The sequence below is a fragment of the Cupriavidus sp. 05L411 genome, assembly GCF_056398045.1.
In genome coordinates, this window is the sequence record NZ_JBFTOQ010000011.1 from 80,604 (window position 1) to 106,561 (window position 25,958).

The 25,958-nt window shown below is 67.7% G+C and carries 26 protein-coding genes; 24 read left to right on the plus strand and 2 right to left on the minus strand.

Going from position 1 to position 25,958, the window contains the following annotated elements; translation table 11 throughout:
• Positions 1-95: 95 nt before the first annotated feature.
• The 24 genes from AC1DQR_RS15550 to AC1DQR_RS15665 all read left to right on the plus strand — a co-directional run bounded on the left by AC1DQR_RS15550 (position 96) and on the right by AC1DQR_RS15665 (position 22,362).
• Positions 96-488, plus strand: a complete 393-nt coding sequence (locus tag AC1DQR_RS15550; RefSeq protein ID WP_150986631.1) for a helix-turn-helix domain-containing protein — start codon at positions 96-98, stop codon at positions 486-488.
• 528 nt (positions 489-1,016) lie between these two features.
• The gene (locus AC1DQR_RS15555; protein ID WP_174424965.1) at positions 1,017-1,238 is read left to right on the plus strand and encodes a DUF2783 domain-containing protein; all 222 of its coding nucleotides are present in this window, start codon (positions 1,017-1,019) and stop codon (positions 1,236-1,238) included.
• 16 nt (positions 1,239-1,254) lie between these two features.
• Positions 1,255-2,604: a homogentisate 1,2-dioxygenase gene (gene hmgA, locus AC1DQR_RS15560; protein ID WP_416052885.1), complete on the plus strand. Its 1,350-nt coding sequence runs from the start codon at positions 1,255-1,257 to the stop codon at positions 2,602-2,604.
• Positions 2,605-2,709: 105 nt separating this feature from the next.
• Positions 2,710-3,972, plus strand: coding sequence for a fumarylacetoacetase (gene fahA, locus AC1DQR_RS15565; RefSeq protein WP_416052884.1), 1,263 nt, complete (start codon positions 2,710-2,712; stop codon positions 3,970-3,972).
• Between the two features lie 635 nt (positions 3,973-4,607).
• Positions 4,608-5,336 carry a beta-ketoacyl synthase chain length factor gene (locus tag AC1DQR_RS15570; RefSeq protein ID WP_416052883.1) on the plus strand — a complete coding sequence of 243 codons (729 nt, stop codon included), beginning with the start codon at positions 4,608-4,610 and terminating at the stop codon, positions 5,334-5,336.
• A complete protein-coding gene (locus AC1DQR_RS15575) occupies positions 5,329-6,105 on the plus strand; it encodes a lysophospholipid acyltransferase family protein (protein WP_416052882.1) in 777 nt (258 codons plus the stop codon). Before AC1DQR_RS15570 ends, AC1DQR_RS15575 begins: the two co-directional genes overlap by 8 nt.
• Positions 6,092-6,364 (plus strand): phosphopantetheine-binding protein, encoded by a 273-nt coding sequence (locus tag AC1DQR_RS15580; RefSeq protein WP_150986626.1) that lies wholly within the window; start codon positions 6,092-6,094, stop codon positions 6,362-6,364. Before AC1DQR_RS15575 ends, AC1DQR_RS15580 begins: the two co-directional genes overlap by 14 nt.
• Before the next feature lie 87 nt (positions 6,365-6,451).
• Positions 6,452-6,709: an acyl carrier protein gene (locus AC1DQR_RS15585; RefSeq protein WP_043355719.1), complete on the plus strand. Its 258-nt coding sequence runs from the start codon at positions 6,452-6,454 to the stop codon at positions 6,707-6,709.
• 6 nt (positions 6,710-6,715) lie between these two features.
• Positions 6,716-7,264 (plus strand): COG4648 family protein, encoded by a 549-nt coding sequence (locus AC1DQR_RS15590; protein WP_416052881.1) that lies wholly within the window; start codon positions 6,716-6,718, stop codon positions 7,262-7,264.
• Positions 7,257-8,966, plus strand: coding sequence for an ApeI family dehydratase (locus AC1DQR_RS15595; RefSeq protein ID WP_477133302.1), 1,710 nt, complete (start codon positions 7,257-7,259; stop codon positions 8,964-8,966). The genes AC1DQR_RS15590 and AC1DQR_RS15595 overlap by 8 nt, the downstream gene beginning before the upstream one ends.
• Positions 8,959-9,702, plus strand: coding sequence for a glycosyltransferase family 2 protein (locus tag AC1DQR_RS15600; RefSeq protein WP_416052878.1), 744 nt, complete (start codon positions 8,959-8,961; stop codon positions 9,700-9,702). Before AC1DQR_RS15595 ends, AC1DQR_RS15600 begins: the two co-directional genes overlap by 8 nt.
• Positions 9,699-10,724, plus strand: coding sequence for an LpxL/LpxP family acyltransferase (locus AC1DQR_RS15605; protein WP_416052877.1), 1,026 nt, complete (start codon positions 9,699-9,701; stop codon positions 10,722-10,724). The genes AC1DQR_RS15600 and AC1DQR_RS15605 overlap by 4 nt, the downstream gene beginning before the upstream one ends.
• A 31-nt stretch (positions 10,725-10,755) precedes the next feature.
• Positions 10,756-11,205 (plus strand): acyl-CoA thioesterase, encoded by a 450-nt coding sequence (locus AC1DQR_RS15610; protein ID WP_416052876.1) that lies wholly within the window; start codon positions 10,756-10,758, stop codon positions 11,203-11,205.
• Positions 11,202-11,828: a LolA family protein gene (locus tag AC1DQR_RS15615; RefSeq protein ID WP_477133303.1), complete on the plus strand. Its 627-nt coding sequence runs from the start codon at positions 11,202-11,204 to the stop codon at positions 11,826-11,828. The genes AC1DQR_RS15610 and AC1DQR_RS15615 overlap by 4 nt, the downstream gene beginning before the upstream one ends.
• Positions 11,821-14,202, plus strand: coding sequence for an MMPL family transporter (locus tag AC1DQR_RS15620; RefSeq protein ID WP_477133304.1), 2,382 nt, complete (start codon positions 11,821-11,823; stop codon positions 14,200-14,202). The genes AC1DQR_RS15615 and AC1DQR_RS15620 overlap by 8 nt, the downstream gene beginning before the upstream one ends.
• A gap of 90 nt (positions 14,203-14,292) precedes the next feature.
• Entirely contained in the window at positions 14,293-15,522 is a 1,230-nt protein-coding gene (locus tag AC1DQR_RS15625) for an NAD(P)/FAD-dependent oxidoreductase (RefSeq protein WP_477133305.1), read from the plus strand.
• Positions 15,510-16,169: a DUF3261 domain-containing protein gene (locus AC1DQR_RS15630; RefSeq protein ID WP_477133306.1), complete on the plus strand. Its 660-nt coding sequence runs from the start codon at positions 15,510-15,512 to the stop codon at positions 16,167-16,169. Before AC1DQR_RS15625 ends, AC1DQR_RS15630 begins: the two co-directional genes overlap by 13 nt.
• The gene (locus tag AC1DQR_RS15635) at positions 16,166-17,347 is read left to right on the plus strand and encodes a beta-ketoacyl-ACP synthase (protein WP_416052871.1); all 1,182 of its coding nucleotides are present in this window, start codon (positions 16,166-16,168) and stop codon (positions 17,345-17,347) included. Before AC1DQR_RS15630 ends, AC1DQR_RS15635 begins: the two co-directional genes overlap by 4 nt.
• 2 nt (positions 17,348-17,349) lie before the next feature.
• The gene (locus AC1DQR_RS15640) at positions 17,350-17,820 is read left to right on the plus strand and encodes a hotdog family protein (RefSeq protein WP_416052870.1); all 471 of its coding nucleotides are present in this window, start codon (positions 17,350-17,352) and stop codon (positions 17,818-17,820) included.
• Positions 17,817-18,548 (plus strand): 3-oxoacyl-ACP reductase FabG, encoded by a 732-nt coding sequence (gene fabG, locus AC1DQR_RS15645; RefSeq protein WP_150986618.1) that lies wholly within the window; start codon positions 17,817-17,819, stop codon positions 18,546-18,548. The genes AC1DQR_RS15640 and fabG overlap by 4 nt, the downstream gene beginning before the upstream one ends.
• Positions 18,545-19,771 carry a beta-ketoacyl-ACP synthase gene (locus tag AC1DQR_RS15650; RefSeq protein WP_416052869.1) on the plus strand — a complete coding sequence of 409 codons (1,227 nt, stop codon included), beginning with the start codon at positions 18,545-18,547 and terminating at the stop codon, positions 19,769-19,771. Before fabG ends, AC1DQR_RS15650 begins: the two co-directional genes overlap by 4 nt.
• A 73-nt stretch (positions 19,772-19,844) precedes the next feature.
• Positions 19,845-20,297: an excinuclease ATPase subunit gene (locus tag AC1DQR_RS15655; protein ID WP_416052868.1), complete on the plus strand. Its 453-nt coding sequence runs from the start codon at positions 19,845-19,847 to the stop codon at positions 20,295-20,297.
• A gap of 17 nt (positions 20,298-20,314) precedes the next feature.
• Entirely contained in the window at positions 20,315-21,013 is a 699-nt protein-coding gene (locus AC1DQR_RS15660) for a 4'-phosphopantetheinyl transferase family protein (RefSeq protein ID WP_477133307.1), read from the plus strand.
• Between the two features lie 200 nt (positions 21,014-21,213).
• Positions 21,214-22,362: a Rieske 2Fe-2S domain-containing protein gene (locus AC1DQR_RS15665; protein WP_477133308.1), complete on the plus strand. Its 1,149-nt coding sequence runs from the start codon at positions 21,214-21,216 to the stop codon at positions 22,360-22,362.
• Positions 22,363-22,380: 18 nt separating this feature from the next.
• Here the strand turns inward: AC1DQR_RS15665 and AC1DQR_RS15670 are convergent, their stop codons facing one another.
• Both AC1DQR_RS15670 and AC1DQR_RS15675 read right to left on the minus strand, forming a co-directional pair.
• Complete coding sequence (locus tag AC1DQR_RS15670) at positions 22,381-23,136, minus strand: IclR family transcriptional regulator (RefSeq protein WP_043358260.1); 756 nt, start codon at positions 23,134-23,136, stop codon at positions 22,381-22,383.
• 130 nt (positions 23,137-23,266) lie between these two features.
• Complete coding sequence (locus tag AC1DQR_RS15675; protein WP_477133309.1) at positions 23,267-25,795, minus strand: TonB-dependent siderophore receptor; 2,529 nt, start codon at positions 25,793-25,795, stop codon at positions 23,267-23,269.
• Between the last annotated feature and the right edge of the window lie 163 nt (positions 25,796-25,958).

The window sequence follows — 25,958 nt, forward strand, 5'->3', positions numbered from 1 at the left end:
AAAGTGTTGCCCTGATTACATACGGAACGCTTTGCGTGCTCTATACTCGAATGCACGTCCGCGCACTTTTTTTTCACTGGTGACTGGAGACCGACATGAACAGTACAGCCGTGCCTAGAGGCGCTAGCGAACCGTTCCGGCAACTGCGGGCGTTGCGCCGAGCGCGAAAGCTCAAGCAGGAAGACGTCGCCCGTAAGGCCGGGATCTCCCGGGAAGCTTACTTGCGGGCAGAATCGGGTCAGGCCGACCCCCGCATGTCGACTTTCCTAGCGGCTTGCGAGGCGCTTGGCCTGGAAGTGGTGCTGGCACCCCAGCATCTTGCTGCCGACGTCAACGCGTTTATTGCCAGCCGCAATGGCGGCGTCACGGCCGCTTCCATGGCCGGGCAGGCGCCTGCCGCAACGCCTACCGCCGCAAGCCCTGCACCGGCCACCCCGGTCAGCACAGGCTTCGCGTCGAGCCCGGGCGAAGGTCACAAGCCAGCCTGAGCACTCGCGCTGGTTCCGGCCGGGTCTGCGGCCGGACTGGCGTGCGCTTGTCATGCCAGCAGCGGGCACGTCCCCACGTGCCTGCTGTTGGGGTTTTGCCCGCGTGACATGGAAGGCCGGACGCCGCGCCTGGCGGCATCCGCCTCTCTTTGACGGCCTTGGCCCCGCGCCGAGGCCGGGTCGTGCGTTTGCCTGTCGAGCCTGTCGCTTTCTCCCTGCTCTTCCTGATCMTTTTCTCCGCCTGACATTGCTCGGGCTGCCTGCGCTTGTGCGCCGTCTGGCGTCGCGTCTTTGTCCCATCCCGTCCTTCGCGCCTAACCTACAGACGTAGTGTCCACCGGTTTTCGCCGTCCGCAGCGAAATAAGGGCCGATACCGGTTTGACACGTCCGGGACCTGAGATTACGATATGGTAAATCAATTACGGATTGTGAAATTCACGATCCAAAGTTCGAAAGACACCATCAGTGTGATCACTCGGCCACTATGCCTGCCGCGGCAATGGCCTGAGGCGTAGGGAGACAAGCCAATGCCGCTGAGTACCGAACCCAACCTTGCCCGTCCGGACGACTTCTACGAGGCGCTGATCGACATGCATCGCGATCTCACCGACGCGCAGAGCCAGGCCGCCAACGCGCAACTGATCCTGCTGCTGGCCAACCACATCGGCGATCTTGCTGTTCTGCAGGAAGCCATGGAGCTAGCCCGCGCGGGCGTGCTCGATTCATCGAAAGCGAAATCGCAAGCGTAAGAGGAAGACCCAAGACATGACGCAGACGCAATTGAACGTTGTGAACGTGACGGGGCGGGCGCCCGACCACGGCACGCCCGGCTATCAATCCGGTTTTGCCAATGAGTTCGCCACCGAGGCATTGCCCGGTGCGTTGCCGGTGGGGCAGAACTCGCCCCAGCGCGCGCCGTATGGCCTGTATGCCGAGCAGATTTCCGGTACGGCGTTTACCGCGCCGCGCGCGCACAACCGGCGCAGCTGGTGCTATCGCATCCGTCCGGCGGCGATGCACGAGCCGTTCACGCGGGTCGAGCAGTCGCGCATCGTCAGTCATTTCGATGCGGTGCCGCCATCGCCTAACCAGATGCGCTGGAGCCCGCCGGCGATGCCCAAGGAGCCCACCGACTTTGTCGACGGCATCATCACCATGGCTGGCAACGGCGGCCCGGAGGCCATGTCGGGTTGCGGGATCCATCTGTACCTGGCCAACCGGTCGATGACGGATCGCTTCTTCTACAACGCAGACGGCGAGATGCTGATCGTGCCGCAGCAGGGCAGGCTGCGCCTGGCGACCGAGATGGGCCTGCTGGACGTCGAGCCGCAGGAGATTGTGGTGATCCCGCGCGGCGTGCGTTTTCGCGTGGAGCTGCCGGATGGCGAGGCGCGCGGCTACATCTGCGAAAACTACGGCGCCTTGTTCCGCCTGCCCGACCTGGGTGTCATCGGCTCCAATGGCCTGGCCAATCCGCGCGACTTCCTCACACCGCATGCATGGTATGAGGATCGTGAGGGCGATTTCGAGCTGGTGGCGAAGTTCCAGGGCAACCTGTGGCGCGCCGCGATCGGGCACTCGCCGCTGGATGTGGTGGCCTGGCATGGCAATTACGCGCCGTACAAGTACGATCTGCGCCGCTTCAATACCATTGGCTCGATCAGCTTCGATCACCCGGACCCCTCGATTTTCCTGGTGCTGCAAAGCCCGTCCGACACCCCGGGCGTGGACAGCATCGATTTCGTCATCTTTGGCCCGCGCTGGCTGGCGATGCAGAACACCTTCCGCCCGCCCTGGTTCCACCGCAACATCGCCAGTGAGTTCATGGGCCTGATCGAGGGTGTCTACGATGCCAAGGCCGATGGCTTCTCGCCGGGTGGCGCCAGCCTGCACAATTGCATGAGCGGCCACGGTCCGGATGCCGAGACGTTCGCCAAGGCCACCGCCGCGGATACCTCGCAGCCGCATCGCATCGGCGATACCATGGCGTTCATGTTCGAGACACCGGCCGTGATCCGGCCGACGCCGTATGCAGCGGAGTCGGCGCAGTTGCAGGACGACTACTTCAGGTGCTGGCAAGGCCTGAACAAGCATTTCAACCCCAACGAGCGCTGATCTTCAAGTCCCGAGGCCGGCTTCACCCGGCCAACCATCATGAATCCAGGGTGCCCGCGCGGCGCATGTCGCCGGCACCCTTGTCATTGCCCTCCGGAGCCCCCAATGACCACTGTCCAGCAGAGTTGGATCGAATCCGCCAATGATGGCGTTACGCATTTCCCGCTGCAGAACCTGCCCTACGGCATCTTTTCCCCGAACGGGCAGGGGCCGCGCGTAGGCGTCGCCATCGGCGACTTCATTCTCGACCTGTCCGTGCTGGACGAGGCGGGCCTGCTGCCTGCCTCCGTCAAAGGCGTGTTTAGCGGCGCCACGCTCAACGCCTTCATCGCGCTCGGCAAGCCGGCATGGACTGAAACGCGCCAGCGCCTGACGTCCATGCTGGCGGCGGACGACACCACCTTGCATCCCAAGTCGGCCCTGCATGAGCAGGCCCTGGTGCCGATGGCCTGGGCTACCTTGCACCTGCCGGTGGACATCCCCGGCTACACCGATTTCTACTCCTCGCGCGAGCACGCCACCAACGTCGGCCGCATGTTCCGCGATCCGGACAATGCGCTGCTGCCCAACTGGCTGGAGATCCCCATCGGCTACAACGGTCGCGCCAGCTCGGTGGTGGTGAGCGGCACGGAACTGCGCCGCCCGAAGGGGCAGATCAAGCCGCCGAACGCGTCGCGCCCGGTCTTTACGGCTTGCCAGAAGCTCGACTACGAACTGGAAATGGCCTTCATCGTCGGTAAGCCGTCGACCCTGGGCGAGCCGGTCAGCACCGCTGCGGCCGCCGGGCACATGTTCGGCATGGTGATCCTCAATGACTGGAGCGCGCGTGATATCCAGCAGTGGGAGTACGTGCCGCTGGGCCCGTTCAACAGCAAGGGCTTCGGCACCTCGATCTCCCCATGGGTGGTCACCATGGACGCCCTCGAGCCGTTCCGCCGCGACAATCCGGTGCAATCGCCCGAGCCGCTGGCGTATCTGCAGCAGCCCGAGCGCAACGCCTATGACATCGCGCTGGAAGTCTCCCTGCGCCCTGAAGGCGCCGCGCAGGCCACCACCGTCTGCCGCACCAATTTCAAGGCCATGTACTGGACCATGGTCCAGCAACTGGCGCACCACACCGTGTCCGGCTGCAATGTCCGTGTGGGCGACCTGATGGGCTCCGGCACCATCAGCGGCACCACGCCGGATTCCTATGGCAGCCTGCTGGAACTGACCCGTAACGGTGCCGAGCCCTTGACGCTGGCGGACGGCAGCAAGCGCGGTTTCCTGGAAGATGGCGACGAAGTGATCATGGCCGGCTGGTGCCAGGGCGACGGCTATCGCGTCGGCTTTGGCGAGGTGGCAGGGAAGATCCTGCCCGCGCTGTAAGCCGCATTACGCTCGTTTTGCCACGGGCCCCCGCCGCGCTACGCCGGGCGGGGGATAACCCGCTCACACTCCCTCCCGTTCTCATTCCCCCGTTTCCCTCCTGGCCTTGACAGGCATGGCTATGCCACCGCATGGCCGGCAGGCGTGCGCCGTTACAATTGACAACCTTCTTAACCTTCTTGCATCCCCTGTTGCCGCGCCTTTGTGCGAGAATTCGGCCCTGACAAAAAGGGCGAGTCAAAGTTCGGCATTCCTGCCAGAAATGATGTTTTGATTGTCCCGCGGCTGATGCCGATGGGTCGCCTGGGGTCAGTTTTGCGGGTTTTCGGTCGTTAACACCTATTTAACGCCTATTTAACACCGATTTAATACCGACTCGCTGACGGGCAACGTCATTTGCCGGCAGGCAGCCATGTCCGCCACGGCAGCGGCCCCGGAGTCAATGCAAGAAAAGTATTCAAGTAGCAATCAAGCGGCAAACCTGGGCAAACAGGCGGTATCTGCCCACAAAATTCGGCAACGGGCGTGATTCGTGATGTGTGCGAAACGCCTGCGTGTTTGCTGGCGCCGGTGTGCATCACCCGCGGGCCGGCAGCAACCCGCCTTTTCATCCACCCTACGCGAACGGCACGGCAATGGAATTTGGTATTCGCGCATGGGCGGCATGTGCAGCACAACTAGAGACGCAGCAAGCCTGGCAGGCCTGGAGCCGCGCGCCCTGGTTGCCCAAAGGCGACGCATTGCCCACGCTGGCCGCCATGGCCCCGATGCTGCGCCGCAGGATCACCGCGCTGGGCCGCGCGGCCTTGCACCCCGCCTATGCCTGCCAGCCGGGCGTGGACGGCATTCCCGTCATCTTCGCGTCGCGCCACGGCGACACCCTGCGCCCGCTGCAAATGCTCGGCGACCTTGCCGGCGGCGAGCCCTTGTCGCCCACGGCCTTCGGCCTGTCCGTGCATAACGCCATCGGCGCGCTGTATTCGATCGACCGGGGCGATCCGGGCAACCTGCAAGCCCTGGCCGCGGGCCGCGATACGGTGGAGGCGGCGGTAGTGGAAGCGTGCGGCCTGCTGGCCGACGGCGCCCCGGAAGTCTTGCTGGTGCACTACGAGGCGCCGCTGCCCGAGGCCTATGCCGTCTTCGCGGATGAACCGGAGTGCCTGTTCGGGTGGGCGTGGCGGGTCGGCATGCCGCAGGCGGGGCAACCGGTGTTCAGTCTTGAAGTGGTGGGGGAGGCCCTGCCGGCCGCCGCCGGCGTGACGCTGCCACACGGGCTGGAGGTGCTGCGCTTCATGCTGTCCGGCGACGCCGAGTTGTGCCACGCCGGGGAGCGCGCCGGCTGGAGGTGGCTGCGACATGGTTGAGCGCCTGGACCGGGCCTGGCGCGTCTGCGCGACCGGGCTGTGCTTCTCCAGCTTCGGCGTCGGCGGGCTTGTGCTGCGGGTGCTGGTGTTCCCGTTGCTTGCCGTCTTGCTGTGGTCTTCGGCGCGCCGGCAGCGGGTCTGCAAGAACGTGGTGCATTACGCGTTCCGGCTTTTCCTGTGGCTGATGCGCTCGGTCGGGGTGATCCGCTACGAGGTGCTGCATCCTGAGCGGCTGCGCCGCCAGGGCTTGCTGATCGTGGCCAACCATCCGTCGCTGATCGATGTCGTCTTTCTGATCGCGCTGACGCGCCAGGCCGATTGCGTGGTGCGCTCCGGCCTGGCCCACAACCCGTTTACCCGTGGCCCGGTGCGCGCCACCGGCTACGTCTGCAATGACTCCGGCGCAGGCATGGTGGATGACTGCATTGCCTCGCTGCGCGCGGGCAATAATCTCGTCATTTTCCCCGAGGGCACGCGCACGCCGTTGCATGGCCCGCTGCGCCTGCAACGGGGTGCGGCCAATGTCGCGGTGCGCGGCGGCTTTGCGCTGACGCCTGTGGTGATCCGGTGCGAGCCACCCACGCTCACCAAGGGTGAGAAGTGGTACCGCGTGCCGGCCCGCAGGCCTCGTTACATCATTGACGTGCGAGAGGATGTCAGTGTCGCCCAGATGGTGCCGTCCGGACTGGACGACGCGCTGGCGGTACGGCACCTGACCCAATCGCTATCCGAGTTTTTTTCCAGGGAGGTCCGCCGTGAAGGCGCTTGAGCAAGAAATCAAGGAACTGATCATTTCATCGTTGTCGCTGGAGGATATCGGCGTGGACGATATCGACGCCGACGCACCGCTGTTCATCGAAGGGCTGGGCCTGGATTCGATCGATGCGCTCGAACTCGGGCTGGCGCTGCAAAAGCGCTACGGCGTGACCATGAACGGCGACAAGGAAGACATGCGTGCGCGCTTTGCCAGCGTGACAGCGCTGGCCACGTTCGTCGCATCTCAGCGCGCTGGCCAGGCTTCTGCCTGAACCCGCCCGCGACACACCAAGGATCCACATACCACTTGCCAGGCCGGCAACCATGGCCGGTCATAGCCGAACAGGGGGAAGCCCATCATGACCCATGACGAAATCTTTGCGCGGGTGGCCGCGGTGCTCGAGGAAACCTTCGAGATCGACCCGGCCCGCATTCGTCCCGAAGCCCGTCTCTACGACGACCTGGACATCGACAGCATCGACGCGGTCGACCTGCTGGTGAAGCTCAAGCCGATGCTGAACAAGCCGATCAAGCCGGAGCAGTTCAAGGCCGTGCGCACCGTGCAGGACGTGGTGCAGGCGCTGGCCTTGCTGATCGACTCGCCCGCCACGGCCTGAGCGCGCATGCCCGTGCGCAAATTGCTGCTCGGCGTGTTGACGCTGTGCTATCCGGTGGCGATCTACTTCGGCCTGCAGCATTGGTCGCCGCGCGTGATGGCGCTGGCGCTGGTGGCCTTGGCGCTGCTGCGCGCCCTGACCAGCCGCCAGACCGGCTGGCGCCTGCTTGCCGTGGCCGCCGCCGTGCTGGCCGCGATCGTGGCCGCGTCCAACCACGCGCTGCCTCTCAAGCTGTACCCCGTGCTGGTCAATGCCGCGATGCTGGGCTTGTTTGGCTGGAGCCTGCGGCACCCGCCCAGCCTGGTGGAGCGGCTGGCGCGGCTGCGAGAGCCGGACCTGCCGCCCTCGGGCGTGGCGTACACGCGCCGCGTGACGCAAGCCTGGTGCGTGTTCTTCGTGTGCAACGGCACGGTAGCCGCGCTGACCGCCGTGCTGGCCAGCGACCGCATCTGGGCGCTTTACAACGGCGGCATCGCCTACGGCTTGATCGGCGCCATGTTCGCCGGCGAATGGCTGGTGCGCCAGCGTGTGATGGCAAGGGGGCGGCATGGCTGAGTGGCTGGGCGTAAGCGGATTGATGGCGGCGCTGGCCCAGCGCTCGCACGTGGTCGCGCATGGCGCGGCCGGTGTGACCACCGCACCGGAGTTCGTGCGGCGCGTGGCCGCCTGGCGGCAAGCGTTTACCGAGGCCCCGGGCAAGTCCTGGGCACTCTACATCGAATCGACCACCGAGTTCGCGGCGGCGCTGTTGGGCGCCTGGCACGCGGGCAAGCACGTGGTGCTGCCCGGCGACACGCGCGCCGAAACGCTGGCGGCATTGCGCGAGCGCGCCGATGGCTGCGCCGGCGAGCTGCCCGATGGCCTGTGGCCGCAAGCATCGATCGAGCCGGCCGACTGCATGGACTGGCCTGCGCTGGCGCCGCGCGACACGCTGGTGACGATGTTTACCTCGGGTTCCACCGGCGCGCCCGGCGCCATCGTCAAGCACCTGTCGCAGCTCGACGCGGAAGTGCGGGCGCTGCAAGAAGCGTTCGGCGCGGCGCTGCCGGCGCAGGTGAGGGTGCTGGCAACGGTGTCGCACCAGCATATCTACGGTCTGCTGTTTTGCGTGTTGTGGCCGCTTGCCGCGGCGCGCGCCATGCCGGCAGACCGACTCGCTTTCCATGAGGAAATCGTGCGCGCGTGCGGTGATGCGCCCGCGCTGCTGGTCACCAGCCCGGCACACCTGCGGCGCATGCCGCAGGCGCTCGACTGGTCTGCCGCCCGCGGCGTGCTGCGCGCCGTGTTCTCGTCGGGCGGGCCTTTGCCGCCGGAGGCTGCCACCGACGCGCTGCGCCATCTGGGACAAGCCCCCATCGAAGTGTTCGGCAGCTCGGAAACCGGCGGCATCGCCTGGCGGCAGCGTGCCCGCCACGAAGACCGCTGGACGCCGCTGCCGGGCGTGCAATGGCGCTTGCAGGACGGCTTCCTGGCGGTGTGCTCCGCGCACCTTCCGGACGACGGCTGGTTTCAGTGCGCGGACCATGTGCTGCCCGCCCCGGATGGCGGCTTCACCCTGGCGGGCCGCGCCGACCGCATCGTCAAGATCGAGGAAAAGCGCGTATCGCTGACCCAGGTCGAGCAGGCGCTGGCCGCGTCGCCGCTGGTGCGGGAGGCGCAAGTGGTGCTGCTGGAGCTGGATATCGGCACGCGCCTTGGCGCCGTGGTGGTGCCCAGCGAGAGCGGCGCGGCCATGCTGGCCGGCCAGGGCCGCGCGGCGCTGCTTGCCGCGCTGCGCGCCCGCCTTGCGGATGCCGTGGACGCGGTGGCGTTGCCGCGGCGCTGGAGCTTTGCCGAGGCGCTGCCGTGCAACGCGCAGGGCAAGACTACGCAAGCCATGCTGCGCGACGTGTTCCGCCGCGTGCTGCCGGCCGTGTGCTGGCAGGCCGCACAGGACGCGCTGTCCGCCGCCGCCGAGCTGGAAGTCAGCGAGGATCTGGCCGTGTTCGACGGGCATTTCCCGGGCAGCCCCATCGTGCCGGGCGTGGCCCAGGTCGACTGGGTGATGGCGCTGGCGCCCGAGCGCCTGCCGGTGCCGCCGCGCGCGCGTTTTCGCCGGATCGAGATCCTCAAGTTCCAGGCCGTGATCACGCCCGGCACCCTGGTGCACATGACGCTGGCCTGGCAGCCCGAGCGCAGCGCGCTGGCCTTTCGCCTGAGTTCGGCGCGCGGCCCGCACGCCAGCGGGCGCATCATTTTTGGAGAGGCGGATGTTTAAGCCCGTGGCGCTCGTCCCGGTCTACGACCACGAACGTGCCATCGGCGCGATGGTGCAAGCCATTCTCGCGCACCCGTTGCCGTGCCTGTTGGTGGACGACGGCAGCAGCCCGGCCTGCGAGCGTGTGCTGCGCGAGCTTGCCGCAAGCCATGCCGAGCGGGTCCACCTGATCCGCCTGCCGCAGAACCAGGGCAAGGGCGGGGCCATCATGGCGGGCTTCGAGGAGGCCGCGCGCATGGGATTTACCCATGCGCTGCAGATCGATGCCGACGGGCAGCATGATGCCGGCTGCATCCCCCAGTTCCTGGCCCTGGCGCAGGCCAGCCCGGACGCCATGATCTGCGGCTGCCCGATCTACGACGAATCGGTGCCGCGCGTGCGGCTGCTGGCGCGCTACCTGACCCACGTCTGGGTCTGGATCAACACGCTGTCGTTCGCCGTGCGCGATTCGATGTGCGGCCTGCGCGTCTATCCTCTCGCGCACGTGCTCCCGCTGGTGCGCCAGGTCAAGCTGGGCCGGCGCATGCAGTTCGATACCGAGGTGCTGGTGCACCTGGTCTGGCGCGGCGTGCGCATCGTCAACGTGCCCACGCGCGTGACGTATCCCACCGACGGCGTTTCCCATTTCCAGGTCTGGCGCGACAACGTGCTGATCTCTTCCATGCATACGCGGCTCTTCTTCGGCATGCTCAAGCGCTTGCCAGTACTGCTGTGGCGCAAGGTGCGGCCGGCATGAGCACGCCCCAAGCCACCCAAGGCACCCAAGCGGCGCAACCCGGACGCATGGCCCGTCACTGGAGCCAGATCCGCGAATCCACTTGCGTATGGGGTGTTTGGAGCCTGTACTGGCTGTATCGCCTGTGCGGCCGTGTGCTGTTCCGCGCGGTGCTGTACCCGGTGGTGACCTACTACTGGCTTGCCAAGCCGCTGGCGCGCCATGCGTCGCTCGACTACCTGCGCCGCATCCAGGCCGCCACGGGCGCGGTCGGCCCGGCGGGCATGATGCCGGGGCTGCGCCATAGCCTGCGCCACCTGTTTTCGTTTGCCGACACGTTGCTCGACAAGCTGCTGGCCATCGGCGGCGGCTACCGCTACGGCGCGGTGCGGCGCGAAGGCGCCGAGGTGATGCTGGCGCAGATCGCCAGCGGGCAGGGCGGCATCATCGTGACCGCCCACATGGGTTGCCTGGAGCTGTGCCGGGTGCTGGCCAACCAGCGCGCCGGCCTGCGCCTGACGGTACTGGTGCATACCGCGCACGCGGCGCAGTTCAACCGCATCCTGTCGCGGCTGGACCCGCGCTCCGGGCTGCAGCTGTTCCAGGTCGACGATATCTCGCCGGCTACCGCCTTGCAACTGGCCGAGAAGGTCCGCGCGGGCGAGTTCGTGGCCATTGCAGGCGACCGCGTCCCGGTGCATGGCGGCCGCGCCGTGACGGTGCCGTTCCTGGGCGCGCCCGCGCGCTTTCCCGTGGGGCCTTATGTGCTGGCAGCGCTGCTGGAATGCCCGCTGTTCGCCATGGGCTGCGTGCGTTCGGGCGACGGCCATCTGCTGCGCTTTACCGAGCTGGCCCGTGAAGTGCGCCTGCCGCGCGCGCGGCGCGACGCGATCCTGACCGAGCATGCGGCCGGCTATGCGCAATGGCTGTCGCAACTGCTGGTGGAGTCGCCCTACGACTGGTTCAACTTCTACGATTTCTGGGGGCAGGGCGGCGCCGTGCCGGACGCAGCGCGCGCCAGCGCCGCGCCCATCGAGAGCTGACCTGAATCCGGATATCGCGATACCCAATCTTATGCCCCAAGCCTCCCAGGACTTCAGCTTTGAGATCACGCTCAGCGCGGCCTTCCACGACCTCGACCCGATGAACGTGGTCTGGCATGGCAACTACGTGCGCTATTTCGAGCAGGCACGCTGCGCGCTGCTGGCGCGCTACCACTACGACTACCCAGCCATGCGGGACTCGGGCTATGCATGGCCGGTGGTGGACATGCGCGTCAAGTATGTCGGGCCGCTCACCTACGGCCAGTCATTCATCGTGCGCGCCACCATCGTCGAGTGGGAGAACCGGCTCAAGATCGAGTATGTGGTCCGCGATGCCGCCAGCGGCCGGCGCCTGACCAAGGGCTACACCATCCAGGTGGCGGTGGACATGGCCAATGGCGAGATGCAGTACGTCTGCCCGCCGGTCCTGCTGGCGTGCCTTGGTGTGCAAGACGGGGCGCAGCCGGAGCGCCAGGCATGATGCGCCGCCGCTTGTTGCAGGCGCTTTGCTGCGCCGTGCTGGCTGGCCCGGGCCTTGCCGCCGCGGCCGCGCCGGATTTGCTGGCCTCGGTGGCTGCGCGCTTGTCCGATGCCCCGGTCATCCACGGACGCTTCGAGCAGATCCGCCGTCTGTCCGGCTTTGCCAATCCCCTGGTCTCACGCGGCGACTTCGTGCTCGCGCGCGAGCGTGGCGTGGTGTGGAGCACGCGTGAGCCGTTTGCGTCCAGCCTGCTGGTCACGCCGGACCGGCTGGTCATGCGCGGTGCCGATGGCCGCGTGCAGCAACAGTTGCAGGCAGACGCCCAGCCCGCCATGCGGGTCGTGGGCGAATCGGTGATTGCCGTGCTGCGCGGCGACCTGCGCACGTTGTCCACACGTTTCGAAGTGGCCGGCCAGCTGGTGGGCAAGAGCGGCTGGACGCTGACGCTGACGCCGACCGACGCCGGCATGCGGCGCGTATTCACCCGCATCGAGCTGGCCGGGGACCGCTTTGTGCGCAACGTGCGCCTGGAAGAAGGCAGCGGCGACAGCACCACCGTCAAGATGATCGACCCGAGCGCGGCCGCCAAGCTTGGCGCGGATGAGGAGAAGCGCTTTGAGTAAGGCGGCAAAGGTGGCTAAGGCCACCCCGGCCACCGGCAAGCCCGCGCACGGGCTCAGCACCCTGGAGCGGGTGCTGGCCGTGGCGTGGCTGTTGCTGGTGATCGCGCTGACGGTGCACCAGTTGCAGTTCTGGCGCGCCTCGCGGCTCGACACCGACGTGATGGCCTTGTTGCCCACCAGCCAGCGCACCGCCACCGCCGACCGCGTGCTGCGCCGGCTGGCCGATGGCGTCTCGCGCGAGATCGTGGTGCTGGTCGGCGCGCCCGACTGGGCCCGCGCCCGCGCCGCCGCCGATCGCTTCAGCGCGGCCGCGAAACCGCAGGCAAGCTTGCTGCAGCCGGTGGACCGCATCGCCAGTTTCGACCTCGACGCGGCGCTGGCCTTCTACCGGCCTTACCGCGACCGCCTGCTTACCGACAGCCAGCGCGCCATGCTGCGCCAAGCGGATCCCGACGTACTGTCCCAGCAGGCGCTGACCCGGCTCTACCAGCTTTCCACCGGCCCGCGCCTGACCGACTGGGCGGCTGACCCGATCGGGCTCTGGCAGGACTGGTGGCTGTCGCGCGCGGCCATCACGCGCGTGCATGAGCGTGATGGCYGCGCCGCACTCAGCGCCGAGGGCAAGGAGTGGGTGCTGCTGACGTATCGCATCACCAAGCCTGCGTTCTCGGTGAGCGGCAATACGGACTACGGCGACGTGCTGCAGCTGGGCGAGCGCGCCGCCGCGCAGGGCGACGGCGGCGTGCACGTGGTGGCCGCCGGCATTCCCTTGCACGCGGAAGCCGCCGCATCCCAGGCCAACCTGGAGATGAACGTGATCGGCTGGGGCTCGCTGGCGGCGGTCTTGCTGCTGGTCTGGCTGGCCTTCCGTTCGCTGCGCCCGATCATCTTGGTGGGGCTGTCGCTGCTGATCGGCACGGCTGCCGCGGTGTCGGCCACCGCGCTGGTGTTTGACCGCGTCCACCTGATCACGCTGGTGTTCGGGGCCAGCCTGGTGGGCGTGGCTGAGGACTTCGGCATTCACTATTTCGTGTCGCGGCAGGCCAGCCCTGGCCTGTCGCCGCCGCAGGTGATGCGCAGGCTGCTGCCGGGCATGGCGCTGGCGCTGTCGACCAGCGTGGTGGCCTACCTGGCGCTGGGCATCGCGCCGTTCCCGGGGCTGCGGCAAATGGCGCTGTTCTCAGCCGTGGGATTGGTGGCGGCTTTCCTGACCGTGGTGTTCTGGTTCCCGCTGCTCGACCGCGGCCAGCTGCGCCAGACGCGCCTGTCGAGTTGGCTGACCGCCAGCCTGGCCCGCTGGCCGCGCGTGGGCATGGATCGCGCTTCGATGTTGCTGCTGGGCGCCCTGGCCTTGTTCATCGTGCCGGGGCTGTGGCAGGTCAGGGTGGCGGATGACGTGCGCCAGCTGCAAAGCTCGCCGCCGGCGCTGATCGAGGCGCAGCGCACCGCTGGGCGCTTGCTGGGCACGCCTAGCCCCGCCCAGTTCCTGCTGGTCCGCGGCGACTCGCCGGACCAGGTGCTGGCGCGCGAGGAGGCGGTCAAGGCGGCGCTGGCGGGCGTGGTGGCGCGCGGCGAGCTGGAGGGCTTCCTGGCCATCTCCGATTGGGTGCCATCGGCGTCCCGCCAGCATGCCGATGCCACGCTGACGGACGGCCTGGAGGCCGCCGTGCGCGAGCGCGTGGCGCGCGCGGTGGGCGGCCCTGTGGGCGCGCCCAATGCCGCCGCGCCGGACCGTGTGCTGACGTTGCCGGCGTGGCTGGCGAACCCGGTTTCGGAGACGTTGCGCCACCTCTGGCTGGATCGCGAGGGCCAGGGCTACGCCAGCGTCATGCTGTTGCGCGGGCTGGACAAGCCCGCCACCATTGCGCTGATCGAGGCGGCGGCGGCCAAGGTGCCTGGCGTCGAGTGGGTGGACCGCGTGGCCGACCTGTCCTCGCTGCTCAAGCATTACCGCGTGCTGATGACCTGGCTGCTGGTTGCCGGCGCGCTGGGCGTGGCGCTGTTGCTGGCATGGCGCTATGGCAGGGCCTCGTGGCGGGCGCTGGTGCCGACCTTGCTGGCGGCGGTATTCAGCGTGGCGCTTCTGGGCTGGCTGCATGTGCCGCTGCAGCTGTTCTCCGTGCTTGCGCTGGCGCTGCTGCTTGGCGTGGGCGTGGACTACGGCATCTTCCTGCTGGAGCATCCCGGCGACGGCGAGTCATGGACGGCGATTGTGCTTGGCGCGGCCAGCACGCTGCTGGCCTTTGGCCTGCTGGCGCTGTCGTCCACGCCGGCGCTGCATGCCTTTGGCATGACCATGCTGTCCGGCGTGGGGGCGGTATGGGTGCTGTCGCCATGGTTCCGGCCGCACGCGCCGCATGGGCATGCGCACTAGTTTCAAGTTGAAGTCGCAGCAAGACAAATAGCAAAACAAATAGCAAGACAAATAAAACCAACAAGATCAACGAGTCAAACAGGGTTGCAAATGAATACCGAACAGGTGGATGTCCTTATCATCGGCGCCGGCCCGGCGGGCTCCGTGGCGGCGGGCCTATTGCGCAAGCGCGGCACTGATGTGCTGGTGATCGAGAAGGAGACCTTCCCGCGCTTCTCGATCGGGGAAAGCCTGCTGCCGCAGAGCATGGCCTACATCGAAGAGGCGGGCATGCTGCAGGCGGTGGTCGAAGCCGGCTTCCAGTACAAGAACGGCGCTGCCTTCGTGCGTGGCGACCGCTATACGGATTTCGATTTCCGCGACAAGTTCTCCGCCGGCTGGGGCACCACCTACCAGGTCCAGCGCGCGCGCTTTGACGACGTGCTGATCCGCGAGGCGCAGAAGCAGGGCGCCGAGGTTCGTTTCAAGCACCAGGTCAGCGCAGCCGACCTGGAGGGCGAGCAGCCTTGCGTCACCGTGCGCGACCCGGATGGCAAGGCGTACCAGGTGCGGGCGCGCTTCCTGCTGGATGCCTCGGGTTTCGGCCGCGTGCTGCCGCGCCTGCTGGACCTGGAGTCGCCGTCGCACTTCCCCGTGCGCAGCGCCATCTTCACCCACGTGGAAGACCGCATCCCGCTGGGCACCTTCGATCGCAACAAGATCCGCGTCAGCGTGCATCCGGAGCATGTCGATGTCTGGTACTGGACCATTCCGTTCTCGGACGGCCGCTGCTCGCAGGGCGTGGTGGCGGAAAAGCGCTTCCTCGACCAGTACACAGGGACCGAGACCGAGCGGCTGCGGGCGCTGGTGAGCGAGGAGCCCGGCCTTGCCAAGCTGCTGGCCAACGCCGACTGGGACACCCCGGCCCGGCAGATCGCTGGCTACTCGGCCAACGTGAAATCGCTGTGGGGCAAGGGCTATGCGTTGCTGGGCAATGCGGGCGAATTTCTCGACCCGGTGTTCTCGTCCGGCGTCACCATTGCCTTCAAGTCCGCCAGCCTGGCCACGGCCTGCCTGGCGCGCCAGTTGAATGGCGAGACGGTGGACTGGCAGGCCGACTACGGCCGCCCGCTCAAGGACGGCGTGGATTGCTTCCGCACCTTTGTGGAAGCGTGGTACGAAGGCCGCTTCCAGAAGCTGATTTTCCATCCCAATGCCACGCCGGAGATCCGCCGCATGATCTCGGCCATCCTGGCGGGCTATGCCTGGGACCGCACCAACCCGTTCGTCACCGAGTCGCGGCGCCGCCTTGGCGTGCTGGAGCAGCTTTGCGAAGCCTGATCGCCAGGCATCACTGCATTGGCGCCGCGCCGRCGCGGATGCTGCTGGGTGTTGCCGCGTGTGCGTTGCTGCTGGCGGGCTGCGCCGGCCCGGGCGCGGTGCCGGCGGCAGGTTCCGCTTCGCCGCCTGCCGCGCCCACCTTGGCTGCCGAGCAGCAGCCCGTGCCGTTGCTGCGCCTGCCGCCGGCATCGCTGGGCCGCGAGCTGGCGCTGCAGCAGCAGATCACCGTGGTGTACCGCACCCCGCGCGGGGAGGAGCGCCGCGAGATCCAGGCCTTGCTGGAAGCCGACGCCACCCACACGCGGCTGGCCGCGCTGGCTGGCGGGCAGGTGCTGGCGCGGCTGGACTGGGATGGGCAGGACCTGCGCGTGGTGCGCTCGCCCTGGGCGCCGGCCGAGCTGGTGCCGGAGCGTATCCTGAGTGAAATGCAGTTGTCGTTGTGGCCGGTCGAGGCGATTGCCGCGGCCTTGCCGGCGGGCTGGCGCCTGGAGGTCGAGGCCGGCCGGCGCGTGCTGCGCGCGGGTGGCGAGGTGGTGGCGGAGGTGCGCTATCCGGACCCGCAAACGATCGAGTTCGAGCAATACCGCGATGGCTATCGGCTGACCATCCGCGCCCTGCCGCCGGCGGGGCAAGGAGGGACGAAATGAATGTCTTTATTAACGCACTGGGCGTGACCTGCGCGCTGGGCGACGGCGCGGATGCCGTGCGCGCGGCGCTCTGGCGCGCCGACGCCCCGCAGGGCGGCGAGGTGACCGAGCTGTACAGCCCGGGCCGGCCGCTGCAGCTCGGCACGGTCAACGCTGCGCTCAGCCTGCCGGACGACACGCCACGGGTGCACCGTACCCGCAACAACGCGCTGCTGTATCACGCCGCGCTCCAGTTCATTGCGCAGGCGCAGGCCGCCATCGCCCGGGTTGGCCCGGCGCGGGTGGCGGTGGTGCTGGGCACCAGTACCTCCGGCATTGCCGAGGGCGGCGTGGCCGTGCGCGCGCGCGCTGCCACCGGCGCGTGGCCGGAGGGTTTCCACTACGGGCAGCAGGAGCTGGGCTCGCCGGCGCAGTTCCTGGCTGGCGTGCTGGGCGTGACCGGCGTGGCCTACACGCTGTCCACCGCCTGCTCGTCGAGCGCCAAGGCGCTAGCGGCTGCCGCGCGCCTGCTGCGCAGCGGCATGGCGGACGTGGTGATCGCGGGCGGCGCGGACACCTTGTGCTCCTTCACGGTCGCTGGCTTCAGTGCGCTGGATTCCGTCTCTGCGTCGCGCTGCAACCCGCTGTCGGCCAACCGTTGCGGCATCAACCTGGGCGAAGGCGCCGGCCTGTTCCTGCTGTCCGCCGAGCCGGGGCCGGTGCGCCTGGCCGGCTGCGGCGAGACCTCCGACGCGCATCACATGTCGGCGCCGGACCCCAGCGGCGCCGGTGCCCGGGCCGCCATGCTGCAGGCGCTGGAGCGCGCCGGGCTTGCGCCCGCGGACATCGATTATCTCAACCTGCACGGCACCGCCACGCCGCAGAACGACGCCATGGAAGCGCTGGCATGCGCCGCGGTGTTCGGCGCCGATCTGCCGCTCAGCTCGACCAAGCCGATGACCGGGCACGCGCTCGGCGCGGCCGGTGCCATCGAGGCCGCGCTGATGTGGCTGACGCTGGTCGACAACCCGGACGGCCGCCTGCCCCCGCACTGGTGGGACGGTGTGCCCGATCCGGCCTTGCCGGCGCTGCGCGTGGTGGCCCCCGGCGAAACACTGGGCCGCGCGCCGCGCCACGTGATGAGCAATTCCTTCGCTTTCGGCGGCAGCAACAGCGCCGTGATACTGGGAGCCGGCTGACCATGACCATGACGTCCCTTGCCGCGTTGCCGGCAATCGCCGAGGTGCTGCCGCACACCGGCGGGATGCGCTTGCTGGATGAGCTGTTGCGCGCCGATGAGGAGCACGCGGTGGCGCGCACCACGGTGCGCGCCACCCAGCTGTTTGTCGATGAGTCCGGCATGCCGGGCTGGGTCGGCATCGAGTACATGGCGCAGACCATCGCCGCCTGGGCCGGCGCACAGGACTGGCGTGCCGGCCGGGCGCCTGGCATCGGCTTCCTGCTTGGCTCGCGGCACTACGAATGCGATGTGCCGGCGTTCCCGATGGGCGGCGTGCTGACCATACAAGTGCGTGCCGAGCTGGTCGGCGACAACGGGCTCGGCATGTTTGCCTGCTCGCTGTCGCTGGGCGAGCGCGAAGTGGCGCGCGCCAACGTTTCCGTTTTCCAGCCTGCCGACGCGCAGGCTTTCTTGCAAGGACAACAACCATGACGAACCGAACCGTGCTCGTCACAGGGTCTTCGCGCGGCATCGGCCGCGCCATCGCGCTGCGCATGGCGCGCGAGGGCTACGATGTGGTGGTGCATTGCCGCGCCCGGCGCGATGAAGCCGAATCGGTGGCCGACGCGATCCGCGCCCTGGGCCGCACCGCGCGTGTGCTTTGTTTCGACGTCAGCCAGCGGGAGCAGGCCGCGGCCGCGCTGCTGGCCGATATCGAAGCCCATGGCTGCTACTACGGCGTGGTCTGCAACGCGGGCATTGCGCGCGATGCCGCGTTCCCGGCCATGACCGGGGCAGAGTGGGATGAGGTGATCCACACCAACCTGGACGCCTTTTACAACGTGCTCAACCCGGTGGTGATGCCCATGGTGCAGCGGCGCAAGCCGGGCCGTATCGTCACGCTGTCCTCGGTGTCGGGGCTGGTGGGCAACCGGGGCCAGACCAACTACAGCGCGGCCAAGGCCGGCGTGATCGGCGCGACCAAGGCGCTGGCCATCGAGCTGGCCAAGCGCGCCATTACCGTCAACTGCGTGGCGCCCGGCCTGATCGATACAGAAATGGTCGAGGAACACGTGCTGGAGGAAGCCTTGCGCATGATCCCGGCACGCCGCATGGGCACGCCGGACGAGGTGGCCGCCACCGTGGCGTTCCTGATGTCCGCCGATGCGGGCTACATCACCCGGCAGGTGATTTCGGTCAACGGGGGGATGTTCGGATGAAGCGAGTCGTCATTACCGGAGCCGGCGCAGTCTGCTCGCTGGGCAACGACTGGGCGAGCGTGCGCGAGCGCCTGGCCAGCGGCCGCAACGCGGTCGTGCAGATGCCGGAGTGGGCCGTCTACAAGGGCCTCAACACGCAGCTTGCGGCACCCGTGCCGCCGTTCACGCTGCCGGCGCATTACACCCGCAAGGTCACGCGGGCCATGGGCCGCGTGGCGGTGATGTCGGTGCTGGCCAGCGAGGCCGCCTTGCGCGACGCGGGGCTGCTTGGCGATCCGCTGGTCGCGAGCGGCAAGCTTGGCATTGCCTACGGCTCGTCCACCGGCACGCCGTCGGCCGTGGCCGATTTTGGCCGCATGATGATGGATCGCACCACCGAGGACGTCAGCGCCACCACATACATCCGCATGATGCCGCATACTACGGCGGTGAACATCGGCGTGTTCTTCGGCATTACCGGGCGCATCCTCACCACCTCCAGTGCCTGCACCTCGGGCAGCCAGGGCATCGGCTACGCCTACGAAACCATCCGCAGCGGCCGGCAGGTGGCCATGCTGGCGGGCGGCGCCGAGGAACTGGATCCCACCGAGGCCGCCGTGTTCGATACGCTGTTCGCCACCAGCACCTGCAACGATGCGCCGCATGGCACGCCGCGCCCGTTCGACAGCGAGCGCGACGGCCTGGTGCTGGGCGAGGGCGCCGGCACGCTGGTGCTGGAGGAACTGGAGCACGCGCTGGCGCGCGGCGCGCGCATCCTGGCCGAGATCGTCGGCTTTGGCACCAACAGCGACGGCGCCCACGTGACCCAGCCCAAGGCGGACACCATGGCGCAGGCCATGCGCCTGGCGCTGGAGGATGCCGGCCTGCCGGCCTCGGCGATCGGCTACGTCAATGCCCACGGCACTGCCACCGACCAGGGCGATATCGCCGAGTCCCATGCCACCCGCGAGGTGCTGGGCGACGCGGTGCCGGTGAGTTCGCTGAAAAGCTATATGGGCCATACGCTAGGCGCCTGCGGCGCGCTCGAGGCATGGATGACGGTCGAGATGATGCGCGACGGCTGGTTTGCGCCCACCATCAACCTGGCCAACCCGGACCCGCGCTGTGCCTCGCTCGACTACATCATGGGCGAAGGCAGGCGGCTCGACATCGATCATGCGATGAGCAACAATTTTGCCTTTGGCGGCATCAACACGTCGCTGGTGTTCCGCCGCTGGCGTTGATCTGCCAGTACTATCGTGCATTTTCCTCATCAACAAGATCAACAACACCAACAACACCAAGAAAGGAAGGTCAATGAAGCACGCTCTCTCCATCCTGGCCGCAACCGCCTCGGCCGCCATGCTGTTGTCCACGCCCGCCGCGGCGCGCGATACCAGGTACATGCTGCCGTTCCAGGAAGTGCTGGATATGCCGGAAGCCCAGGAAAAGCTCGATGGCTCGGTCAAGTTCTTCCTGGCCGGGCAGAAGAAGCCCAAGGTCCTGGAGACCAAGGAGAGCGATGTGTCCAACCGCAAGACCAACAGCTTCGGCAAGAGCGATGAAGACGCCTGCCGCTGGGCCGCGCTGTCCGCGCTGATCGCGTTTCAGGACAAGGCCAAGACCCTCGGCGCCAATGCCGTGGTCGATGTGGTGAGCTATTACAAGAAAGACTCGGTCGCCAGCCCGACCGAGTATGAGTGCCACGCAGGCGCCGTGGTGGCCGGTGTAGCGCTCAAGGGCACGTACGCCAAGGTGGCGGGCAAGTAAATCCGCGCGCCCCCGCCATGCCGGCCGCCCCGATCCACGTTCGCGTTGCGTCGGTAGCTGGCCTGGCGGGACAGGTTCCGCCCGCCAGGCAATGGCTGGGCGCGGACGAAGCGCGGCGCCTGGACGCCCTGCAGGCTGGCCAGCGCGCCGCGCAGTTCGTGGCTGGCCGCTGGATTGCGCGCCAATTGCTGGCGCAAGCCTACGGCGGCGGCTGGCAGGACTGGACGCTGAGCGCCACGCCGGACGGCCCGCCGCGGGCCATTGGGCCTGCATCCGCTTTTCTCTCCCTCTCCCATTCCGGCGACCACGTTGCCTGTGCCGTCGGGCTCGAGCCGCTTGGCTTGGACATTGAGCGCGTGCTGCCGCGCAAGGGGATGGACGCGCTGGTGCTCGCGGTCAGCAGCGACGCCGAGCGCGCCGCGTTGCCGGCATTGCGCCCAGGCGGCGATCCGGCGGCGCAGCGCGAGGCTTTCTTCCAGCTCTGGACCTTGAAGGAAGCCTGGCTCAAGCGCGGCGGCGGGGGCTTGTTCCAGACCATGCTCGGACAAACGGTGGCGGTGTCGCCCGCGGCAACTCCGGCCAGCGCCAATGCTTGCACCTGGCGCCACGGCGATGCCATCCTGGCGATCCACGCCACGCCCCCCCTGTCGTTGTCGGATACCGCGCCTGCGAACCTGCGCTACTGGTGCCTGACGCCGGCGGAGAATGCGTCCTGAGCATCACGTCATCGCGGGCGCGATCCACGCCACTGCCGGTACGTTCGGCCTGTATCGGGGTAAGCCCGGATACCCGCCATTACCTTGCGGCGGGCAACACGTCGCTTGGCACGCCTTCGGTTAGACTTAGTCCTTGGTTTCGTCCCCCCGCCCATGCAGTCGGCTAATCGAGATACCAGTCTTGCAAGGAGAAGTCCCCCATGCATGCAGTTCCGTTGCTAGATAGCAGTGCCAACGATAGCAATAGCAATAGCAATAGCGATAGCGATAGCGATAGCGATACCCCTGCTTCTGCCGAAGTCCCGCTGCGCGACCTGCGCCGCGTCACCATTCACCCCGATCACTGGTATCCGCTGGCCTGGTCGCGCGAAGTCAAGCGCGGTAAGGCGCATGGCGTGCGCTTTGCCGGCGAGCCGATCGTGCTGGTGCGCACGGCGTCCGGCGCGGTGTTCGCGCTCGAGGATCGTTGCGCGCACCGGCAGGTGCCGTTGCATGCGGGCGTGGTCGACGGCGAATCGATCCGTTGCTGCTATCACGGCTGGACCTATGACTGCACCGGCCGCTGCATCGACGTGCCTTACCTGGGCCGCGAGCGCCTGCCCAACGGCGTGCGCTCCTACCCTTGCCGCGAGGTGGAAGGGCTGATCTTCGTGTTTCCCGGCAGCGCGGTGCTGGCCGACGAAACCCCGTTGCCCAGCCTGGGCTCGGTGGCCAACAAGGCCTATAAGACGCGGCGTTTTGGCCGCGAGGTCAAATGCCATTACTCGTTCATGCATGAGAACCTGATGGACATGAACCATCAGTTCCTGCACCGGCGGCAGATGGGGCAGATGCGCGCCCGCTCGCTGGGCCGCCGGCGCGGCGACGGCTGGGTCGAGGTGGACTACACCTTCGCTCGCGAGCAAGGCAAGCAGCCGGTGGGCGAAGCGCTGGTGTTCGGCGGCGGCAACAAGGGCAGCAAGGGCGGGCAAGGTGGCAAGGACGTGATGACGGTCCGCACCCTGTATCCCTACCAGACCCTGCAGATTCGTACTTCGGATGCCACGCTGGTGATGGACCTGTGGATCGTCTACGTGCCGCTCGACGCTGAGCAGCGCACCAACCGCACGTTCGGGCTGCTCTCGATCAAGAAGCCCGGCATTCCCGGCATACTGGATCTGGCCTGGCCGCTGCTGGTGTGGTTTACCGAGCGGATCTTCAAGGAGGACCGCTGGATCGTCGAGAGCGAGCAGGCGGCGCATGACGAGCAGGGCGCTGACTGGAACCAGGAGGTGTTCCCGGTCATCAACGAACTGCGCGACCTGCTGCGCGAGTGCGGCGTGCCGGAGGAAGCGCCCGCCACGAATTGACGACGGCTATGCCGGTGGCTATTGCGAGAACCGGCTGCGCTCGTCGCGCTCGAGCGCGGAGCAGGCCGTCCTGAGGATGGCCGAGAAACGCGTCAGCGCGGGCTCGATGCGGTACGCCGGCCCGGCAATGGAAATGCCGTAGCATTCTCCCGACAGCCGCACCGGCCAGGCCAGCGCGCCAACATCGGGCAGCGACTCGCCCAGGTTGATGAAGCAGCCCTGCTCGGCGGACTTCTTCAGCTCGGCTTCCAGCTGCGCCGCGTTGGCTACCGTGCGTGGCGTGAAGCGTTCGAAGCTAAGCTGCGCGATCAGCGCGCTGCGCTCGTCCTCGGGCATGACTGACAGCAAGGCCTTGCCGATCGAGTTCGCATGGAGCTCTCGCCGCTCGCCTGCGGTGGCGATATAGCGAATCGCATGCGGGGATTCGAGCACGTCCAGGTACACCACCCACCGGCCTTCATGCAGCTTGCCGATCACCACGGTCTCGCCGGTGGCCGCACGCAGCTCGTTCATGGTGCCGTGCACCCGGTCCAGCACCGGGTCGTGCCGCGCGATCTGCTGCGCCATGGCCAGCAGGCGGCCCGTGGGGTAATAGCCCTGGCGGCGGCCGGTCTCGTACAGGTAGCCCAGCGAGGTCAGGGTGCGGATCAGCGCCAGGCAGCTCGATGCCGGCACCGCCAGCAACCGGGCCAGCTCCGATAGCGACAGCGCGCGCCGCTCGCGCGCGAAGGTTTCGATGATCTCGAGCACGCGCAACGCCGTCTTTACGTTCATCGGCGGCGCTTTGTTGTCGTTGGCGGTCATGAGTGGGGCAGGCCCGGATTGGTCGGAAGAGAAGCACTTATCATAGTCGATCGTCCCGTGGCCCCCATGGCCGACCGCGCTGCCTCACCGACGCCGCGGCTCAATAGCTCACGTTCAGCCCGAGCCGGAAGCTGCGCGGCGTGCCGTAGAAGGCCGAGTTGGAACTGGTGTAGTAGCGCTTGTCGAACAGGTTGTAGACGTTGAGCGTGGCCGAGATCTTCTTGGTGATGGGGTAGTGTGCCATCAGGTCCGCCACGGAGTAGCTGCCCTGCGTGGACCGCGCGCTCAGGGGGCCCGTGTTGTCGCTGTAGATCTGGCTCTGCCAGCGCAGGCCGCCGCCTACCGTCAGGCCGTTGCCCACGGCGGCAATGCGGTAGGTGGTAAACAGCTTGAAGGTGTTCTGCGGGATATTGGTGTTGAGCGTGACGCCGTCCTTGTCCTGGGACAGGTTGCGGGCAAAGCTGACAGTGGCCTGCCAGTCGCGCGCCAGCTGGCCGGCGGCTTCCAGCTCGAAGCCGCGTGTCTTGGCGCCCGAGGCGCCGTAGTAGGCCTGCGAGCCGTCGGGCGCGAACGCGCCGGGAATCGCCACGGCCAGGTTGTCCTGCTTGACCCAGTAGAGCGCGCCGCTCACATTGAGCTGGTTGTTGAAGAACGCGCCCTTGCCACCCACTTCATAGCCGTTGCCGACCACCGGGTCGATGAAGCTGCCGCTGAGAGTGCGGTTGTTCTGCGGCTTGAAGATGCTCGTATAGCTGGCGTAGGCAGACCAGTGCCTGGAGAGGTCATAGACCACGCCCACGTAGGGGGTGACCTTGCCATTCGCTGAGCGGTTGTCGACGGTGGTTGCGCCGGTGCTGTTGACCGAGTCGCGGGTGTCGGTGCTCCAGTTGGTGATGCGCGCGCCAAGCAGCACGGACAAGGCATCCGTCGGGCGCAGCCGGGCCGTGGCATACGCGGCGGTGGTTTGCTCGGCGTAGTTGTACCTGCCGACAGGCGGGTTCGCTGCGATGCCCGGCGTGCGGCCGTCCCAGGTGTAGATGTTGGCAATGCTGCCGTCCCAGCCATCGGGGCGCCAGAGCTGGTAAGTGGTGCTGTCGTAGGAGGTGCGTGCGAAGGTGGCGCCGAACACCATCTCATGCTCGCGGCCTAGCAGGCTGAAGGGCCCGGTGGCATAGAGGTCGACACTGGTCTGGTCCGGCTTGCCGCCCCAGCGGCCGCCCCAGATGGCCAGCCCGGCACCCGTGCTGCGGTCGGGAAAGCCGCTGGCCGCGTAGCCGAAGACCTCGTCGTAGCCGTAGGTGTCCTGGCTGACCGTGCCCTTGACGCGCCACGCGTTGTCGAAACGGTGCTCGAGCGAAGCGAACAGGCTCTGATTGCGCCGGTACGAGTAAGCCCAGTCGGCGGCGGACGATTTCGAGCGCGCCCAGTCCGTGCGTGTGCCGTCCGCGAAGTACAGGGGCAGGCCGGAGCGGGCGTGCCCTTGTACATCGAAGCTCTGCAGCGAGAAGCCCAGGGTCGCCAGCGTGGAAGGGGTCAGGTCGGCCTCGACCACGCCGTAGACGATCTCGCGGCGCTCGTGCAGGCGTTCCACGCTGCCATTGTTTTCCTGGTAAGCGGCGACCACGCGGCCGCGCACGGTGCCGGCCTCGTTGAACGGGGAGGACACATCCACCCCGAAACGCCGATAGTCCCACGAGCCGCCTTCGACGCTGGCCGACGCCTGGAAGTCCCGCGTGGGCCGCTTGCGCACCAGGTTGATGGTGGCCCCGGGCGAGCCGATGCCGTTCATCAGGCCGGTGGCGCCGCGCACCACTTCCACGCGGTCGTAGATGGCCATGTCGCTGGTCTGGAACAAGCCGCCAAAGCCGCTGTTGAGCTGCAGCACGCCATCGAGCTGGAAGTTCTCCACGGCAAAGCCGCGCGCGTACACGCTGCTGCTGTCGGAGCCCAGGTTGCCGCCCTGGTTGAGGGTAAGGCCGGGGGTCTGGGCGATGACCTCGGTCAGCGCGTTCAAGCCCTGGTCGTCCATTTGCTGGCGGGTCATGACGCTGACCGACTGCGGCGTTTCGCGCAGGCTGATGCCCAGGCGGGTGGCGGTGCTGCTGGCATCGCTGGTGTAGGAGCCGCTGCCCTCCGTGATGCCGTCGCCCGGGCCGCTGGCCGTGACTTTGACCTCCGCCAGCATGGGGCCGCCAGCCGGCGCGAGCGCGGCGGATGGCGCGCTGCGCTTGCGCAGGCGATAGCCGCCGCTGGGGCCGCTGACCGCCTCGAGTTGCTGGCCGGACAGCAGCTTGGCCAGCGCTTCGGGAACGGTGTAGCTGCCGCGCAGCCCTTCGCTGCGCAGGCCCTGGGTGAGCGCCGGATCGATGGCGACCAGCACGCCCGCTTCGCGGCCAAAGCGCCCGAGCACCTGGTCCAGCGAGCCCGCGCCGATGTCGTATGCCTTGCTGCTGGCGGGGGCGGCCTGCGCCTGCGCGATGGCCGGCATCGTCGCTGTCGCGCCCAGCGCGCAGCCGAGCAGGGCGGCCCGTAGCGCCAGCACCAGCGGCGTGTGCCGGTAGCGGCTGCGAGGCTGTGGCGAGGGCATGTTCCCTTGCAGGTTGGTGCAAGCGTTGGGGCGGTGCGCCATGGTGCGGATTCCTCTTGGTTCTCGTGTCATTGAATGGCTTTTGGCTGCATGGCGGCGTGGCTGCTGCAGCGTTGCTAATTCACTTGATGCGCGAGAAATGGAAAGCTGCCGCCCACAGCCAAAATAGGGTTGGGAGAAGACGGACGAACAAGGCGCACGCGCA

Excerpts from the sequence above, each read along its gene's own strand:
- AC1DQR_RS15550 (WP_150986631.1), top strand. The coding sequence starts at position 96 with ATGAACAGTACAGCCGTGCCTAGAGGCGCTAGCGAACCGTTCCGGCAA.
- AC1DQR_RS15555 (WP_174424965.1), top strand. The coding sequence starts at position 1,017 with ATGCCGCTGAGTACCGAACCCAACCTTGCCCGTCCGGACGACTTCTAC.
- hmgA (WP_416052885.1), top strand. The coding sequence starts at position 1,255 with ATGACGCAGACGCAATTGAACGTTGTGAACGTGACGGGGCGGGCGCCC.
- fahA (WP_416052884.1), top strand. The coding sequence starts at position 2,710 with ATGACCACTGTCCAGCAGAGTTGGATCGAATCCGCCAATGATGGCGTT.
- AC1DQR_RS15570 (WP_416052883.1), top strand. The coding sequence starts at position 4,608 with ATGGAATTTGGTATTCGCGCATGGGCGGCATGTGCAGCACAACTAGAG.
- AC1DQR_RS15575 (WP_416052882.1), top strand. The coding sequence starts at position 5,329 with ATGGTTGAGCGCCTGGACCGGGCCTGGCGCGTCTGCGCGACCGGGCTG.
- AC1DQR_RS15585 (WP_043355719.1), top strand. The coding sequence starts at position 6,452 with ATGACCCATGACGAAATCTTTGCGCGGGTGGCCGCGGTGCTCGAGGAA.
- AC1DQR_RS15590 (WP_416052881.1), top strand. The coding sequence starts at position 6,716 with ATGCCCGTGCGCAAATTGCTGCTCGGCGTGTTGACGCTGTGCTATCCG.
- AC1DQR_RS15595 (WP_477133302.1), top strand. The coding sequence starts at position 7,257 with ATGGCTGAGTGGCTGGGCGTAAGCGGATTGATGGCGGCGCTGGCCCAG.
- AC1DQR_RS15600 (WP_416052878.1), top strand. The coding sequence starts at position 8,959 with ATGTTTAAGCCCGTGGCGCTCGTCCCGGTCTACGACCACGAACGTGCC.
- AC1DQR_RS15605 (WP_416052877.1), top strand. The coding sequence starts at position 9,699 with ATGAGCACGCCCCAAGCCACCCAAGGCACCCAAGCGGCGCAACCCGGA.
- AC1DQR_RS15610 (WP_416052876.1), top strand. The coding sequence starts at position 10,756 with ATGCCCCAAGCCTCCCAGGACTTCAGCTTTGAGATCACGCTCAGCGCG.
- AC1DQR_RS15615 (WP_477133303.1), top strand. The coding sequence starts at position 11,202 with ATGATGCGCCGCCGCTTGTTGCAGGCGCTTTGCTGCGCCGTGCTGGCT.
- AC1DQR_RS15625 (WP_477133305.1), top strand. The coding sequence starts at position 14,293 with ATGAATACCGAACAGGTGGATGTCCTTATCATCGGCGCCGGCCCGGCG.
- AC1DQR_RS15635 (WP_416052871.1), top strand. The coding sequence starts at position 16,166 with ATGAATGTCTTTATTAACGCACTGGGCGTGACCTGCGCGCTGGGCGAC.
- AC1DQR_RS15640 (WP_416052870.1), top strand. The coding sequence starts at position 17,350 with ATGACCATGACGTCCCTTGCCGCGTTGCCGGCAATCGCCGAGGTGCTG.
- fabG (WP_150986618.1), top strand. The coding sequence starts at position 17,817 with ATGACGAACCGAACCGTGCTCGTCACAGGGTCTTCGCGCGGCATCGGC.
- AC1DQR_RS15650 (WP_416052869.1), top strand. The coding sequence starts at position 18,545 with ATGAAGCGAGTCGTCATTACCGGAGCCGGCGCAGTCTGCTCGCTGGGC.
- AC1DQR_RS15655 (WP_416052868.1), top strand. The coding sequence starts at position 19,845 with ATGAAGCACGCTCTCTCCATCCTGGCCGCAACCGCCTCGGCCGCCATG.
- AC1DQR_RS15660 (WP_477133307.1), top strand. The coding sequence starts at position 20,315 with ATGCCGGCCGCCCCGATCCACGTTCGCGTTGCGTCGGTAGCTGGCCTG.
- AC1DQR_RS15665 (WP_477133308.1), top strand. The coding sequence starts at position 21,214 with ATGCATGCAGTTCCGTTGCTAGATAGCAGTGCCAACGATAGCAATAGC.
- AC1DQR_RS15670 (WP_043358260.1), bottom strand. The coding sequence starts at position 23,136 with ATGAACGTAAAGACGGCGTTGCGCGTGCTCGAGATCATCGAAACCTTC.
- AC1DQR_RS15675 (WP_477133309.1), bottom strand. The coding sequence starts at position 25,795 with ATGGCGCACCGCCCCAACGCTTGCACCAACCTGCAAGGGAACATGCCC.